The sequence below is a fragment of the Rhodococcus sp. EPR-134 genome (assembly GCF_001647205.1).
Classification (GTDB): Bacteria; Actinomycetota; Actinomycetes; order Mycobacteriales; family Mycobacteriaceae; genus Rhodococcus_F; species Rhodococcus_F qingshengii.
The window spans coordinates 1-15521 of the sequence record NZ_LVCT01000260.1 but is presented as its reverse complement, the minus strand read 5'-3'; the positions used below and the strand labels follow the sequence as shown (position 1 = coordinate 15521).

General features: G+C 63.2%; 17 protein-coding genes. 6 read left to right on the top strand and 11 right to left on the bottom strand.

The genetic code is table 11. The features are described from left to right. The 7 genes from A2J01_RS11635 to rimP form a co-directional block, all read right to left on the bottom strand. A partial coding sequence (locus A2J01_RS11635; protein WP_064112740.1) for a DHH family phosphoesterase occupies window positions 1–772 on the bottom strand: 772 nt, incomplete at its 3' end. 12 nt (window positions 773–784) lie between these two features. Continuing rightward, window positions 785–1264 (bottom strand): 30S ribosome-binding factor RbfA, encoded by a 480-nt coding sequence (gene rbfA / locus A2J01_RS11630; protein WP_003942248.1) that lies wholly within the window; start codon window positions 1262–1264, stop codon window positions 785–787. A gap of 310 nt (window positions 1265–1574) precedes the next feature. Next, window positions 1575–1865 (bottom strand): DUF503 domain-containing protein, encoded by a 291-nt coding sequence (locus A2J01_RS11625; protein ID WP_064112739.1) that lies wholly within the window; start codon window positions 1863–1865, stop codon window positions 1575–1577. A 113-nt stretch (window positions 1866–1978) separates the two neighbouring features. Beyond that, window positions 1979–4924, bottom strand: coding sequence for a translation initiation factor IF-2 (gene infB / locus A2J01_RS11620; protein ID WP_030535614.1), 2946 nt, complete (start codon window positions 4922–4924; stop codon window positions 1979–1981). 108 nt (window positions 4925–5032) lie between these two features. Then, a complete protein-coding gene (locus tag A2J01_RS11615; protein WP_019748063.1) occupies window positions 5033–5383 on the bottom strand; it encodes a YlxR family protein in 351 nt (116 codons plus the stop codon). A 44-nt stretch (window positions 5384–5427) separates the two neighbouring features. Further along, a complete protein-coding gene (gene nusA / locus A2J01_RS11610; protein WP_064112738.1) occupies window positions 5428–6459 on the bottom strand; it encodes a transcription termination factor NusA in 1032 nt (343 codons plus the stop codon). Continuing rightward, window positions 6456–7076, bottom strand: a complete 621-nt coding sequence (rimP, locus tag A2J01_RS11605; RefSeq protein ID WP_050655155.1) for a ribosome maturation factor RimP — start codon at window positions 7074–7076, stop codon at window positions 6456–6458. Before rimP ends, nusA begins: the two co-directional genes overlap by 4 nt. Before the next feature lie 271 nt (window positions 7077–7347). Between rimP and A2J01_RS11600 the strand changes: the two genes are divergently transcribed. Further along, window positions 7348–7797 (top strand): hypothetical protein, encoded by a 450-nt coding sequence (locus A2J01_RS11600; protein ID WP_042450877.1) that lies wholly within the window; start codon window positions 7348–7350, stop codon window positions 7795–7797. Then, window positions 7794–8249, top strand: coding sequence for a ferritin-like domain-containing protein (locus A2J01_RS11595; RefSeq protein WP_058226297.1), 456 nt, complete (start codon window positions 7794–7796; stop codon window positions 8247–8249). The genes A2J01_RS11600 and A2J01_RS11595 overlap by 4 nt, the downstream gene beginning before the upstream one ends. 51 nt (window positions 8250–8300) lie before the next feature. On the opposite strand, the gene A2J01_RS11590 is transcribed toward A2J01_RS11595, so the two are convergent. Further along, window positions 8301–9725 carry an MFS transporter gene (locus A2J01_RS11590; RefSeq protein WP_064112737.1) on the bottom strand — a complete coding sequence of 475 codons (1425 nt, stop codon included), beginning with the start codon at window positions 9723–9725 and terminating at the stop codon, window positions 8301–8303. Between the two features lie 83 nt (window positions 9726–9808). Between A2J01_RS11590 and A2J01_RS11585 the strand changes: the two genes are divergently transcribed. From A2J01_RS11585 to A2J01_RS11575, 3 genes are all read left to right on the top strand, one after another. Continuing rightward, window positions 9809–10444, top strand: coding sequence for a TetR/AcrR family transcriptional regulator (locus tag A2J01_RS11585; RefSeq protein ID WP_064112736.1), 636 nt, complete (start codon window positions 9809–9811; stop codon window positions 10442–10444). Window positions 10445–10537: 93 nt separating this feature from the next. Continuing rightward, entirely contained in the window at window positions 10538–11035 is a 498-nt protein-coding gene (locus tag A2J01_RS11580) for a nuclear transport factor 2 family protein (protein ID WP_064112735.1), read from the top strand. Continuing rightward, on the top strand, window positions 11032–11865 hold the full coding sequence (locus A2J01_RS11575) for an SDR family NAD(P)-dependent oxidoreductase (RefSeq protein ID WP_064112734.1): 834 nt from the start codon (window positions 11032–11034) through the stop codon (window positions 11863–11865). The genes A2J01_RS11580 and A2J01_RS11575 overlap by 4 nt, the downstream gene beginning before the upstream one ends. On the opposite strand, the gene A2J01_RS11570 is transcribed toward A2J01_RS11575, so the two are convergent. Both A2J01_RS11570 and A2J01_RS11565 read right to left on the bottom strand, forming a co-directional pair. Then, complete coding sequence (locus A2J01_RS11570) at window positions 11827–12783, bottom strand: DMT family transporter (RefSeq protein ID WP_007735024.1); 957 nt, start codon at window positions 12781–12783, stop codon at window positions 11827–11829. The two genes, A2J01_RS11575 and A2J01_RS11570, sit on opposite strands and share 39 nt — an antisense overlap. Before the next feature lie 91 nt (window positions 12784–12874). Further along, window positions 12875–14167 (bottom strand): MFS transporter, encoded by a 1293-nt coding sequence (locus tag A2J01_RS11565; protein ID WP_064112741.1) that lies wholly within the window; start codon window positions 14165–14167, stop codon window positions 12875–12877. Window positions 14168–14326: 159 nt separating this feature from the next. Here A2J01_RS11565 and A2J01_RS11560 point away from each other — a divergent pair, with 159 nt between their 5' ends. Then, the gene (locus tag A2J01_RS11560) at window positions 14327–14752 is read left to right on the top strand and encodes a pyridoxamine 5'-phosphate oxidase family protein (RefSeq protein WP_003942732.1); all 426 of its coding nucleotides are present in this window, start codon (window positions 14327–14329) and stop codon (window positions 14750–14752) included. A gap of 75 nt (window positions 14753–14827) precedes the next feature. Here A2J01_RS11560 and A2J01_RS11555 read toward each other — a convergent pair. Next, window positions 14828–15521 (bottom strand): hypothetical protein (locus A2J01_RS11555; RefSeq protein WP_064112733.1); only part of this gene is annotated, 694 nt, incomplete at its 5' end.

Here is a 15521-nt window from a genome sequence, read left to right as displayed (position 1 = left end):
CGCTCTCGATCTCCTCGGAGCGAAGATCGCCGATGTCACTGCGTCGGATGACCGCGTACACCAGCCCACGGCCGTCCGCGGCTTCCGGGACCAGCACCGCGGACCCGAGTACCGAAGCCAGCATCGGCAACCACCCGAACGGATGGGTGTCGAGCAGCTTTCGCGCAATCGCGTCGCCGTCGATGCCGGTCGCCAGCAAACGCGCCGCGAGCACGTGCGGAAGCGGACCTCCCCACCGGAAGGAGCCGGTGTCGGTGACCAGTCCGGCATAGAGACAGTGCGCGATATCGCGATCGATCGCGACTCCCCACGCATCGAAGAATCGTGCGATGAGCGCCGTCGTCGAAGCCGCGGTTTCGTCGACGACGTTGATGCTTCCGAATTCGGAATTGGAGCGATGGTGATCAAGGACGATCGTGCGATTCGCGCCGGCGAGTCGACTCGCCAACTCACCGAGGCGGCCCTCGCTGCCGACATCCACCGTCACCAGTACGTCGACACTTTCCTGAACATCAGTGGGCGCCACGAGCAAGTGGAGACCGGGGAAATCGCGCATCGACTCGGGCAGCGCCGACGGCCGACTGAACGCGACCTGCACCGAAATGCCCCGACGCTCGAGAACGAGACCGAGCGCAAGTCCGCTGCCGATCGTGTCCGCATCCGGCTGCACATGGCAGAGAATTGTCACCGTGTGTGCCGATTCGAGAACCTCGGCCACCTGAGCGAACTTCGCCTCGCAGGGGTCGACGTCCGAAAGTGCGGTGATCGTCATTCTCGGTGCGCGTCAGTCGGCTTCACGAACATCTGGCGACGCCTCGTCTTCGTCCGAAGCCACTCGCGGCTCCTTGTACGGATCTGCATCTCCGGCCGGCTGTGCATTCTCACGCGCCTTGGCGACCTCGTCGTCGGCGGCCTTGGCACGGGCCAGCAGTTCTTCCATATGACGCGCGGTGTCGGGAACGGTATCGGCGACAAACGTCAGAGTCGGTGTGAAGCGAACTCCGGTTCCGGCACCGACCTTCGAGCGCAGAACACCCTTGGCCTTCTCGAGACCTGCGGCGGCGGCTTCCACATCGGGTGCGGAATCGACCTTCTCGCCCATGACTGTGTAGTACACCGTCGCGTCGTGCAGATCGTTGGTGACCTTGGTGTCCGTGATGGTCACGAATGCGAGTCGCGGATCCTTGATCTCGTGATCGATCGCGGTCGCGACGATGGTTCCGATACGCTTTGCCAACTTGCGTGCCCGGGCTGGATCTACCATGACTGTCAGTCTCCTCTACCTGGCCACTCGAATCGAGGTGACTCGATCGATCAAAGTTCTGGTTAACAAGAATTATTACCGACAACAGTCTCGTCCATCGGCTACCCGGCAACCAAATCACCATCGGTAGAGGTCTTCGACCACGAGCCACCGCCGCCAGGGCCGTCGTCGATCTCCACAGTTGTCGCATGCGTCGAGCGTGAGCACAAACACCGCCACCGTTGGTCCCGAAGCCACCGAATCCCTTGCCGACGAACTCGATTCGGTACGCCGTCTGGAAGCGTGGCTCATCGACACCGCCCGATGACGCTCAGTCTTCCGGGCCGAAGATTCGCCTTCGCACAGCCAGCAACTGAATCTCCGGACGCTCGGCGACCGCCCGCTCACAATGATCGAGAACGTCGTGCAGGTGATCGACAGACGAACTGACCACCCCGACGCCCACGAGCGCACGACGCAGGCGTCCCTGCTCCCCCGCCTCCGCTGCACTCACACCGAATCGACGGAGTTCCGTCAGGATCGGCGACAGCATCGAACGCTTTTCCTTGAGTGAGTGGACATCGCCGAAAAGGATGTCGTACTCCAGTGCCCCTACAAACATTTTCCCCCTAGACAGAGCCGAATGGACTCTCTCGGACTTGTATGTTCAAGTCCGAGAGAGTCCATGTCAGCTAGTACTCACGTGCGTCCGCCCCAACGCCCGTGTCGACATAATCAGTCGCGCGGCTTCTCGCGAAGCTCGTAGCACTCGAGAACGTCACCGATCTTGATATCGGAATAGGTGACGGTCAAACCACATTCGTAGCCTTCGCGAACCTCGGTAGCGTCTTCCTTCTCCCGCTTGAGCGAGGAGATGGTGACCGTCTCGGCGATGACCTTGCTGTCGCGGATGAGACGTGCCTTGGCGTTGCGACGGATGCTGCCCGACGTGACCAAGCAACCGGCAATGTTGCCGATCTTGGACGAACGGAACATGGCGCGGATCTCTGCCTTGCCCAGCTCGACCTCTTCGTACACCGGCTTGAGCAGACCCTTGAGTGCCTTCTCGACCTCGTCGATGGCCTGGTAGATCACCGAGTAGTAGCGAATGTCGACGCCCTCGCGGTTCGCCAGCTCCGTTGCCTTGCCTTCGGCGCGGACGTTGAAGCCGATGATGATCGCGTTGGACGCAGCAGCCAGGTTGACGTTGGTCTCCGTGATGCCACCGACACCGCGGTCGATGACGCGCAACTGCACCTCGTCGTCGATCGGAATTCCGAGGAGAGCCTCTTCGAGGGCCTCCACGGTTCCCGAGTTGTCACCCTTGAGGATCAAGTTCAGCTGTGAATGTTCCTTCAGAGCTGCATCGAGATCGTCGAGGCTGATGCGCTTACGACTCTTCGCTGCAAGCGCGTTGCGCTTACGTGCGTTGCGACGGTCCGCGATCTGACGAGCGATACGGTCCTCGTCGACCACGAGCAGGTTGTCGCCTGCACCGGGGACCGACGTGAAGCCGATGACCTGGACCGGACGTGAAGGCAGTGCCTCGTGGACGTCCTGACCGTGCTCGTCCACCATGCGGCGGACGCGGCCGTAAGCATCGCCGGCAACGATCGAGTCGCCGACCCGCAGCGTTCCGCGCTGAATGAGCACGGTAGCGACGGGGCCGCGGCCACGGTCGAGGTGCGCCTCGATGGCAACACCCTGAGCGTCCATGTCCGGGTTGGCGCGCAGATCCAGGGAAGCGTCGGCCGTCAACAGCACTGCTTCGAGCAGTGCGTCGATGTTGAGACCCTGCTTCGCCGAGATGTCGACGAACATGGTGTCTCCGCCGTATTCCTCGGCCACCAGTCCGTACTCGGTGAGCTGCTGCCGGATCTTGTCCGGGTTCGCGCCTTCCTTGTCGATCTTGTTCACCGCGACCACGATCGGCACGTCGGCCGCCTGGGCGTGGTTGATCGCTTCCACCGTCTGCGGCATGACGCCGTCGTCGGCTGCGACAACAAGGATCGCGAGGTCGGTGGCCTTGGCACCACGAGCACGCATGGCCGTGAAGGCCTCGTGACCCGGGGTGTCGATGAACGTCACGAGACGCTCGTTGCCCTCGAGCTCGGTCAGCACCTGGTAGGCACCGATGTGCTGCGTGATGCCGCCGGCTTCGCCCTCACGGACATTCGCCTTACGGATCACGTCGAGCAGACGGGTCTTACCGTGGTCGACGTGGCCCATGACGGTGACCACAGGCGGACGGGACTCGAGGTCCTCTTCTCCGCCGGCGTCCTCGCCGTAGGTGAGGTCGAAGCTGTCGAGCAGCTCGCGATCCTCGTCCTCCGGGCTGACGACCTGCACGACGTAGTTCATTTCGCCGCCGAGCAGCTCCAGCGTCTCGTCGTTGACCGACTGAGTTGCCGTGACCATCTCACCGAGGTTGAACAACGCCTGCACGAGTGCTGCGGGGTTCGCATCGATCTTGTCCGCGAAGTCCGACAGAGATGCGCCGCGAGCGAGACGGATGGTCTCGCCGTTGCCGCGTGGCAGCCTGACGCCGCCGACTGCGGGAGCCTGCATGCTTTCGTACTCGGCGCGCTTCGCCCGCTTCGACTTACGTCCACGGCGAACTGCTCCGCCGGGACGACCGAATGCACCTGCCGCTGCGCCGCGCTGACCGGGACGGCCACCGCCGCCGGGACGACCGCGGAATCCACCGGCCGGAGCTGCTCCACCGGGAGCACCTGCACCGGCACCGGCGCCGGGAGCGCCGCCACCGCGGTATCCACCGCCGCCGCCACCCGGACGACCACCGGGAGCGCCACCGGGACGACCCGGACGTCCGCCGCCACCGGGCGCGGGACGAGCGGAACGAGCAGGCATTGCACCCGGGTTCGGGCGAGGAGGCATGGAGCCGGGGCTGGGACGGGGTCCGCCCTGACCTGCAGGCGGACGGGGTCCACCCTGACCGGGAGCCGGACGGGGACCGCCCTGACCCGGAGCCGGACGAGGTCCACCCTGACCGGGAGCCGGACGGGGACCGCCCTGACCCGGAGCCGGACGAGAACCGCCCTGACCTGCGCCCGGACGCGGTGCGCCGGGAGCCGGACGAGGTGCCGGACGCTCGGCGGGTGCCGAGGAGTACGGGTTGTTACCGACGCGAGGTGCCTTCGGTCCCGGACGCGGTCCGCCGGGCTTTGCGCCAGTGGACGGTGCGGCCGGAGCCGCGGGGGCTGCCGGTGCCGACGCTGCGGGAGCAGCCGGAGCCGGACGTGCCGGCTGTGCTGGCTTCGGAGCGTTGAACGTCGGGGTGGGGACCGGCGCTGACGGTGCTGCCGGAGCAGCGGCTGCGGGAGCCGCGGGGGCTGCCGGGGCCGGAGCTGCGGGAGCAGCCGGTGCGGGTGCGGCCGGCTTGGGGCCGGGACGCGGTGCGCCAGGCTTTGCAGCCGACGGCGACGGTGCGCCGGGCTTTGCCGCGGGGCGAGCCGCCGGAGCGGCTGCGCCGGTCTCGGACTTGGTTTCTGCTCCGCCTGCCGACGGGAATGACTCCCGCAGACGACGGGCGACGGGCGCCTCCACTGTGGATGACGCAGACTTCACGAACTCGCCTTGCTCCTTGAGCGTTGCGAGTAGTTCCTTGCTGGTGACACCGAGTTCTTTAGCCAACTCGTGCACGCGGGCCTTGCCTGCCACTGCTCTCCTCACTGATGAGGTCGAGCAGGAGGCATCCCACAGATGTGGGTCCCGCACGACCTCGGGTTATCGCCGATGGACGTTCATCGTTGGTGCTTCACGGTGTGCTCATGAGTGCTTGTGCCTGTTCTTCTCGAGAGGTACTGCTTTTGTGTGAACTGCGTCGACCAGCTGGTCGACAGCGGACGTGTCCAGATTTCCGGACACTCGCAGTGCTCTGCTGAATGCTCGGCGCCGCTCTGCCAGGCTCAGACAACTCGGATCCAGGTGCAGCCATGCACCTCGACCGGGGAGTCTTCGCGATACGTCGGGGACGAGCGGGGAACCCTCCGGCCCCTGCTCACCAACCACGACCCTCAACAGATCGACAGCCGACCCTTGTTCCCTGCATCCCACACACGTTCTGACCGGCGAACCGGGTTTCACGCGCGCAGAATCCGAGGACTCACGTCGAACCATTGTCCACTCTACCGCCGAACCGTCTCGATCACTGCATTCCACTGTTATCCGTTGGACGTGGCGGGCCGGTCGGACGCGTCGCCAACGGGTGCCGCATCGCTCCGAATGTCGATACGCCAACCCGTCAACCGCGCAGCCAGGCGGGCATTTTGACCCTCTTTTCCGATGGCCAACGAAAGCTGGAAATCGGGCACGATGACACGGGCCGCACGAGCCTCGGGATCGACGACAGTGACGGAGACCACTTTCGACGGGGAAAGTGCGTTGCCCACAAACGTCGCGGGATCTTCGTCGAAGTCGATGATGTCGATCTTCTCCCCCGCGAGTTCGCTCATGACGTTGCGGACGCGCTGACCCATCGGGCCGATGCATGCACCCTTTGCGTTGAGCCCCTGCACACGTGAGGCAACGGCGATCTTGGAACGATGTCCCGCTTCGCGCGCGACGTTGATGATCTCGACGCTGCCGTCCGCGATCTCTGGAACCTCGAGTGCGAACAACTTGCGAACCAGGTTCGGGTGGGTCCGCGAGAGGGTGATCTGTGGGCCGCGGGCTCCGCGAGCAACTCCGACGACGTAGCACTTGATGCGCTCACCGTGCTCGTAGTTCTCGCCGGGAACCTGTTCTGCAGGCGGCAACAATCCCTCGGCGCCATTGGATTCGCTGCCGATTCGGACGACGACCATTCCGCGGGAATTCGCACGCGTGTCACGCTGAATGACACCACCGACGATTTCACCCTCATGGGTCGAGAACTCACCGAAACTGCGCTCGTGCTCGGCGTCGCGCAGACGCTGCAGGATGACCTGGCGTGCGATGGTCGCCGCGATGCGTCCGAATCCCTCGGGAGTGTCGTCCCACTCCTCACCGATCATGTTGCCGTCGGCATCGGTGTCGTGCGCCATCACTCGCACCGAACCGGTCTTGATGTTGACATCGATCCGAGCGTTCTGCTTGTGCCCCTCGGTGTGGCGGTACGCCGTCAGCAGCGCGGTCTGGATCGTGGCGATCACAGTTTCGATCGAGACACCTTTTTCGGCTTCGATCGCTCGCAACGCTGCAATGTCGATATTCACTTGTCGAACCCTTCTTCGTTTTCTACGTCTTCTAATTCTGCTTCGTCGTCTTCGACACTGTCCACGCCCGAGTCCTCGGTGAGGTCAACCGCATCGGAGGGAACTGCGCGCCCCTCCGGGATGCCGCCCGCGAGTTCCAACTCCGCCTCACTGGGCTTCGAGAACTCCACCTGAACTACAGCCTTCTGAACGTCGCCCAGTGCAATCTCGCGCACGGTCAGTCCGCCACGGCCACCGATGACAACTGCCACGGAATCGTCGTTCATCGTTCCGATACGGCCCACCACGGTCTCGCCGGCCAGATCGATTCGCGCTTTACGTCCGCGAGCCCGACGCCAGTGACGATCGAGCGTCAGTGGGCGGTCAATTCCCGGGGAGGTCACCTCGAGGGTGTACGGCGTTTCACCGATTTCCTCGAGGGTGTCGAAAAGTTCCGAAACGAGTCTGCTGATCTCCGCGGCGGCATCGAGCTCGATCCCGGCATCGCTGTCGACCATGATGCGCACCGCGCTGTGCTTGCCCGCACTGGTCACGACAACGTCGTCGACGTCGTAACCCTGGGCGTGCACGAGTTCGGAGATCAGCTCGATCACCCTCTCCCTGGATGGCACCGGCATCTCGCGAACTCCTCATTTCAGTTGTCGTCGATTGTCCGACTTGTGTCGACTGTCGACGTGGGCGGCTGCGAGCATGAAAAGACACCAGGTGCCACATGCTGCAAGCATCCAAGAGTACCGCTCATTGCGCGTCTCCGTGACCAGAGTGCCCGACGCACGTCACACTTGAACACGTGCCGCGGATTCGAACGATCGGCCGACCACCTGGCACGATGGACTGGTGCTGACGCCCATGACTACTACCCCACTCTCCCGGCGGAGTGCGCTCAAGATGACGGGAACAGCAGCGTTGGGCGCTGCTGCCTTCTCGTTGTCCGCCTGCACCGACAACGGCACAGCGGAGGCGGCTGCAGAAGTCGACCAGCTGACGGCCCAGGCCGATCGAGCCCGCTCCGACGCGGCAGCCGCAACCGCCGCTATCGCTCTTGCGCCGGACAAGTCGGCATCACTGACCACGATCAGCGCCGAACGCACAGCGCATGCACTCGAACTCGACGCCGAGATTGCGCGAGCAGCGGGCAGCGGCGCCGCTACGACCACAGCGCCCCCGTCGACCTCGGTCGCAAACGCTCCTACGGGCGTCGAAACCTTGAGTACCTCGCTGGCCGATTCGGCGCGCAGTGCCGCGGATCTCGCTCGGACGATGTCCGGCTATCGCGCGGGCCTGCTCGGTTCGATCAGCGCGTCGTGCTCGACTCAGGTTGCGGTGTTGCTTCCGTGATCATTTCGCACACCCGTCGATCCGAGAGTTCTGCCTTGCTGACCGCAATCGAATCAGAGAATGCCGCGATCTTCGCTTACGGAGTGGTTGCCGCGTTTTCGAATCCTGCCCGTGTCAACGAGGTTGCCACGCACACAGCAGCGCACCGCGCACGACGTGATGCGCTGGTTGCCCTGTCGACCGACGCGGGCGTGACCCCGCCGACAGCCGCGGCAGCTTACGAGATCCCGTTTCCGGTGACGGACGCCGTTACCGCGGCACAGCTGGCAGCACAGATCGAATCCGACACCGCCGTGACCTACCGGGCATTCGTCGAACAGGTCGATACCGACCAACTCCGCACGTTCGGAATCGACGGCCTGACCGATGCGGCTATCCGCGGCGCCGGATGGCGGTCCGCGCTGGGAACCGCTCCGGCCACCTCAGCGTTCCCGGGGGACCCGGCTTCGTAACTGCTGTGCGCCTTTATTAACCCCCGGCGGTTAATAAAGGCGCACAGCGGCTCAGCTCTTGCGATGCGAGGGCACGAACCACGCCGCGACCACGGCCACCAACACGAAGCAACCGCCGACGCGCAGTGCAGGTGTCAGCGCATCTCCGTAACCGAGGGGCGTGAGGGCACCGCCGGCGGCAAGGAAAACTGCAGTGAGAACCGCGATTCCCAGTGCAACACCGATCTCACGAAGCGTCGAGTTGGTCGAACTGGCCGTTCCGTGATCAGGCTCGTCCATGTCGACGAGTACCGCCGTCGAGCTCGGCGCGAAGGTCAGGCCCATACCGATTCCCGCCATCAGTAGAGCCGGAACCAGCGACCCGTACGTCACGTCGGGACCGATCAACGCTGCCAACCAGAACAATGCTCCGGCCTGGAGCAACAGACCGGTCAGCAGAAGCGAACGGAGCCCGACCTTCGGCGCCAGAAAACCGGCGAGAGGCGCGAAGATCATCGGCGCTGCCGTCCACGGAAGCGTCCGCAGGCCTGCTTGGAACGGGCTGTAGCCCATCACGATCTGGAGGTACTGCGAGAGCAGGAACACCGCCCCGAAGATTCCGATCGAGAAGGTCAAGCCGATGACGTTCGCCATCGAGAAGCTGCGTGAGCGGAACAGACGTAGGGGCATGACCGGATGCGAGGTCTTCATCTCGCGAAGCACGAACAGTGCCAACGCGACTGCGGAACCGACCAACGACGCAACTACTCCAAGCGATCCCCAGCCGTCGTCGTTGCCGTGAACGATCCCCCACACCGCCAGGAACACACCGAGTCCGGCGAGTGCGACACCGGGAAGGTCGAGAGGCTGTGTGCGACCGGTCGATTCACGCAACGCATACAACGCGAGAGGAACAGCGACGATCGCAACCGGCACGTTGATCCAGAAGATCCCCTGCCACGAGAACCCGTCGACTACCGCTCCACCGACCACGGGACCCATCGCGATCCCCAGGCCGGAGACGCCACCCCACACGCCGATTGCCATGGCACGCTTGGCTTCCGGTACCGCTGCCACGAGGAGAGTGAGTGAGAGCGGCATGATCGCGGCAGCGCCGGCGCCCTGAAAGGCTCGGGCCGCGATGAGCAGGCTTGGTGTCGTCGACAACGCCGAAGCAATCGACGCCGCCGTGAACAGCCCGATCCCGAACACGAACATCTTGCGGCGCCCCCACCGATCGCCGAGCGTCGTCGCCGAAAGCATCAGCGTCGCAAAGCAGAGCGTGTACGCATTCATGAACCACTGAAGTTGCCCGACGGACGCATTCAGCTCCTTCTCGATCACCGGCAGCGCGCTCGTCATCACGAGGTTGTCGAGGGTGGCCATGAACATGGGCAGAGAGGCAGCAACCATCGCTATCGCGATCGGAACCTTACGTCCTCCACTGCTTTCCGACCCGGATGCGGCGTCCGATCCGGACTTCGTCAAAACGGTCATCGTGATTCCTCGAGTGAAGGTGCCTTAAGGCATCGAATGATTACTTAGGTCGAAACTAAGCTATCCGGTGATAACGTGTCAACATGTCGATCGGTGCAGCTGAACCACGTACCCGCAGGATGAGCGCACCGGAACGTCGCGCGTTGGTCCTTGCCGCGGCAACGCGAGCATTCGCAAAGGGTGGATACTCGGGGACCAGTACGGACGCCGTCGCCAAGGAAGCCGGTGTCTCGCAGCCCTACGTCGTGCGCATGTTCGGAACCAAGGCAGATTTGTTCCACGCAGTGTTCACGCGCGCGCTCGACGAAATCGTCCGCACCTTCAACGACAAATTGGATACGGTCACGATCGATCCGAGCAATCCGCAGTTCTGGGCCGAACTCGGATCCGCCTACGGCGAGCTGGTTCTCTACCGAGAGCTACTGCTTGTCATGTTGCACGGCTTCGCCACCAGCACCGATGATGTCGCCGCCGTCTCCCGGAACGCCATGTCCGGCATCTACACCTTGCTGCGCGAGCGCACCGGTTGCACACCCGAGCAAGCGCGTTTGTTCATCGCGAACGGGATGCTGATCAACAATCTGCTCGCAATGATGGCGCCCGAACACGCCGAAGAAGATCCAGCCCTCGGCGAGCTCTGGGGCAGCGTCTTCAGCGACTCGACTGCGATCACGCTCACCGGCGACGAATCCTCGAGCGAAACCGACACCGATTCCTGACCGGTCACTGGGAAAAACTACACACATGTGACTGAGGACACCCTACAGTCGATCCGACATGTCTCCGGGAAACCCAGACGAAAAGGACCGACGTTGGATCTCGCACAACGCCTCGACGCGCTCGAACAGATCGAGGAAATCAAGAAGCTCAAGCACGGCTACTGGCGAGCATGTGATGCCAAGGATCCAGTTGGGTTCCGCAACAGCTTCATCCGTTCCGGAGCGTCGATCGACTACGGCCGCCTCGGCGCCTTCGACGACGCGGGGCCGATGGCGGACATCTTCGAGAAGATCGCTCTTCGCAAGGTCGACGGCCGGTACGCGGTCCTCGACATGCATCACGGATTGCATCCCGACATCACACTGACCTCGGAGACGTCGGCGGTGGGGCGATGGGCTCTGCAGTTCCGCCAGATCGACATCGTCGGGCGCACCGAGAAGTTGATGACCGGCGAATACGACGACAAGTACGTGATCGAGGACGGTATGTGGAAAATGAGTCAATGCCATTTCACGGAGACGTGGTCGATCACCACTCCCCTGTCGCCGGACGCTGACATCGCCGAGGGTTCGTTGGGTGGGCCGCGATGACGACGAACGGAAAAGTTGCGCTCGTAACCGGTGCCAGCCGGAGCGTCGGCAAGGGCATTGCCCTCGCGCTGGGAAGCGACGGATGGACGGTGTACGTGACGGCCCGAGGAACCGTCGGCGACGACGGCCCACTCGATCGCACCGCAGCCGAGATCACCGAGCGCGGTGGTCACGGCATTGCCGTGCAGTGCGATCACGCCGACGATCAACAGATCGTCGACCTGTTTGCACGCATCGCCGAGGAACAGTCAGGCCGCCTCGATCTTCTGGTCAACAACGTCTGGGCAAACCCGGCGGGTTATGCAGGCTTCGCCGATCCGTTCTGGAAGAGGCCGATCGACGATTGGAATTCGCTGATCGGAATCGGACTGCGCGCCCACTACGTTGCTTCGGTGGAAGCGGCGAAGTTGATGGTTCCCCGGGGCAGTGGAGTGATCGGCAACATCTCGTCGTTCGGCACCCGCGGGTACCTGCACTCTGTGCTGTACGGGATGTCGAAGGCAGGTTTGGACAAGATGGCCGCGGACATGGCTGTCGAATTGAAGGGGACCGGCGTCACCGCACTTTCCTTCTGGCTCGGGTTGATCCGCAACGAGCGGATGGAGGCGAGTGGGATCGAGAGCTTCGAAGGCTTCTCACTGGCCGAGGCCGAAACCCCGGAATTCGTCGGCCAAGTCATCACTGCATTGGCCAACGATCCAGAAGTGAACGCGCGCAGCGGTCACACACTGATCACCGCCGAGACGGCCGTCGAGTACGGAATCACCGACGCCAACGGGAAACAACCGGCGTCACACCGCAGTGCCTTCGGTGGCGGCCCGCTTTTCTGATTCATCAGTAGCAGTGGTCGCGTCGCGTGCCGGCACAGCACGCGGCGCTGCCACTCGCGCCTTCAGGGCAAGCCAGGCACACCCGATGACGACGACACCGCCGGCCACGATCGAGGGTGACAACGTCTCACCGAGTATCAGCGCCGACCAGGCAATGCTGAGCACCGGTTGAACCAACTGTGTTTGGCTCACAGTGGAAATGGGACCGATCGCCAGACCCCGGTACCAAGGAAAGAACCCGAGAAACATACTCACGCATCCCAGGTAGGCAAACGAAAGCCACGAATTCACATCGGCAGAGACCGGAGCCTGGGCCATGGACGCCACCGTCAACGCAATCGTGACCGGCAGTCCGAGAATCAATGCCCAGGCAATCGTCTGCCACGACCCGATCTCGCGGGCCAGCAACGCACCTTCCGAATATGCCAGCGCTGCACACACCACCGCGGCGAACAGAAGAAGATCAGCGAGATGAAACGAGCCGAGTCCGCCGTTTGCAATCGCCACGAACCCTACGACCGATACCGCGCCGGCGGCGCTTGCCCACCAGAATCCCTTACTGGGACGCTCTTTTCCTCGGACGACCGCAAATACCGCGGTCGCAGCGGGAAGTAGCCCGATCACGACTGCCGCGTGACTCGCCGGCGATGTCTGCAACGCAAACGTGGTGAACAGTGAAAACCCCAGTACCGCACCAACAGTCACGAGTGCGATGCGCAACCACTGCCGAAGCGTCGGAAGCGTCGCGCGAGTAACCGACAGCATCACAATCGCAAGGGCCCCGGCAACGACGGCGCGGCCCGCACCGACGAACAGGGGGTCGAGATCCGCGACGGCGACCCTCGTGAGCGGAACGGTGAACGAGAACGCCAGCACACCGAGCAAGCCCCACCACAAACCGGATCGAGACGATGGCATCGGTAGCGGTTCCTGCGGCGCGACGATAGCGCTACTCTTCATACTCATGTTTTACGATAGCAGTAGCACGCCAACCAGCGAAACTGGTATTTCAGGTGCGCACCCGTGTGCAGGAGATCGAAATTGCTCCGAGCAGTCCGACGAGCGCGAAAGCGTAGAAGCCCCACGGCACGGCGTAACCCGCACCCAGGAGGACTCCGCCCAGGATCGGGCCACAGATCGCACCGACCCGGCCGACACCTGCCGACCATCCGAGCGCGGTCGCGCGAATCTGAGGTGGGTGATTCGCGCTCGTGAAGGCGTAGACCAGTACCTGCGCACTGAACACGAAGCATCCGGCGAGGAAGACCATCACGTAGATTCCGAACGACACCTTCACACTCAGAAGCGCCAGGAACAGTGCAGCTCCGGCGAACCACACGATGGCTGCAGTCCGCGGGCCGATCTTGTTCGCGACGCCCCCGGCGATCAAGAGTCCGACGACGGCGCCGGCATTGAGGATCAGAAGGAACGTCAACGACGCCCCGAGGTTGTAACCGGCCTCACGCATGATCGTCGGAAGCCACGTGTTCAATCCGTAGACGAGCAGCAAGCCCATGAAACTGGTGATCCAGATGGCGATGCTGTTGCGCAGGAACTTCGAAGAGAACAGTGCGCGAACGGGATTGGCGGCTTCGGCGCGCTCAACTTCGGACGTGGGCGCAACCTCGAGTTCGACTCCGTAACGGGCAGCGATTTCCTCGGCTTCGGCACGCTTTCCGTGAGCGAGAAGGTACGACGGGGATTCCGGCAGATACCGCAACATGAGTGGAATCAGGGCGACGGCAGGAAGTGCGCCCACAACGAACATCGCTCGCCAACCGAAAGGTTCGATCACGACGAGCGCCAGCGCTGCGGTGGCAACGGCGCCGACGTGGTAGCCGGTCATCAGCATGGTCGACGCAGATCCACCGCCTTGTTTCTTCGAGAATTCGTTGACCAGAGCCAATGCCGTCGGTAGGGCGCCACCCAGCCCCACACCGGCAAGGAAGCGCAGCAGCCCGAAGATGAACGGATTGGGCGCAATTGCGCACAACAGAGTCAGAATCGAGAATGCGGCAACGGCGTACAGCAGCGCGCGGCGTCGACCGATGACGTCAGTGAGAGTGCCGATGACGAGGGCGCCGATGGTCATGCCGATGAGCCCGAAGGTCGAGATCATCGTAATCGTGCCGGTACTCAAACCCCACGCGTCGTAGTCGAGAAGCGAAGGAATGACCGCGCCGAGTACGACCAGGTCGAATCCGTCCAGAAGCACAGCGATCCAACACAACGGTGCTACCCACATTGCGGCACGCGCCCCAGGCGAACCGGTGATTGAACTCGACTGCGTATGTGCGGTCATCGGATCCTCGACATTCACTGCTTGTGGGCGTTCGCGACCGGTTGGGATCCAGTAGTTCGGATCGAAACGTGTTCGCATTGCGAACGCCTGTTCATAATGAGCACATCGATTGTGTACGGAGTCACAACGCCATGTCAAACGTCGCGGTAATCTCGAGGAATGGCACTCTCCGAAAATGAGCGTGAACAGTTCCTGGCCGAACCCCACATCGGGGCGCTGTCCGTGGCGGACGGCACCGAGCGCGGTCCGTTGACCGTCCCGATCTGGTACCTGTACTCACCCGGTGGCAAACCATGGATCCTCACGGGCAAGGATTCGCGAAAGGCACGACTCATCGAGTCGGCCGGGCATTTCTCGTTGATGGCCGAAAGGCTCGATCCGACAATCCGTTACGTCAGCGTCAGCGGATCCGTCGACAAGATCGTTCCGGGCACCGACGAGATGCTGGTCGAAGTCTCGCGGCGTTACCTGGCTCCGGACAAGGTCGACGGGTATCTCGAATTCGCGCGATCGCAGTTGGGCGAACAGGTAGCGATCTACATGAATCCGCAGCACTGGCTGTCTGCGGATCTCGGGGCGATCTGACAATTCTCAGAAAAGCGAAGGCTCGGCGCGCCGGAGTGGCGCGCCGAGCCTGACCTGCATGTGGAGGGCTCTATGTCAGCTCTCGGTGAAGAAACGCACCCGATTGAGTCGATGACCGCTCGCCTCGAAGCCGAACAATGCGATGGCCGGTTCCCCGCACACGATGACGCTCGCCGTCACGGTGCGACCGGCAACCAGCATCTTGCTCTTCGTCACGCCGGTGAGCAGAGCGTTGACATCAGCGTTGGACAACTGCGTCCCCGCCGGAAGCTCGACGGGTACCGGCGGCGTTCGGCCGACAGCGGCCGCATCGAGGAACCGCGACGCTGCCTTCTTGCCTTTGTCTCCGACGCCGAAGATGCCGCGCGAGAACCCGAGCGCCCCGCCGATCCCCTGGTTCGAGAGCAACTGCGGCGTCAACTTCGCGGCCGCCTTCACCCCCGCCACACCAGCAGTCGCGAGCTGGCTCAACATCGTCGCCAATTCCCAATGCGCATAGAGGGTTCCGATCCGCAAGGAATCGGGCTCCCCCACCAAGTCGTAGCGCAAGTGCATCGGAACGTCGAGAACGACTCCGGTCGACATCTCGGTAGCGAGGCTCAGATCGCGCCACACCGTCCGGCCGCACACGATGTCGCGCTCGACATGGAAGGTGATCGAATTGGGGGCGATGAACGTGTCGTAGAAACTCTCGATCGCCGCCTGACCGTTGTGCGGACGTGAACCTACAGGGTCGTTGACCTGTCCGTCGCCGGCAAACAGGGCCACC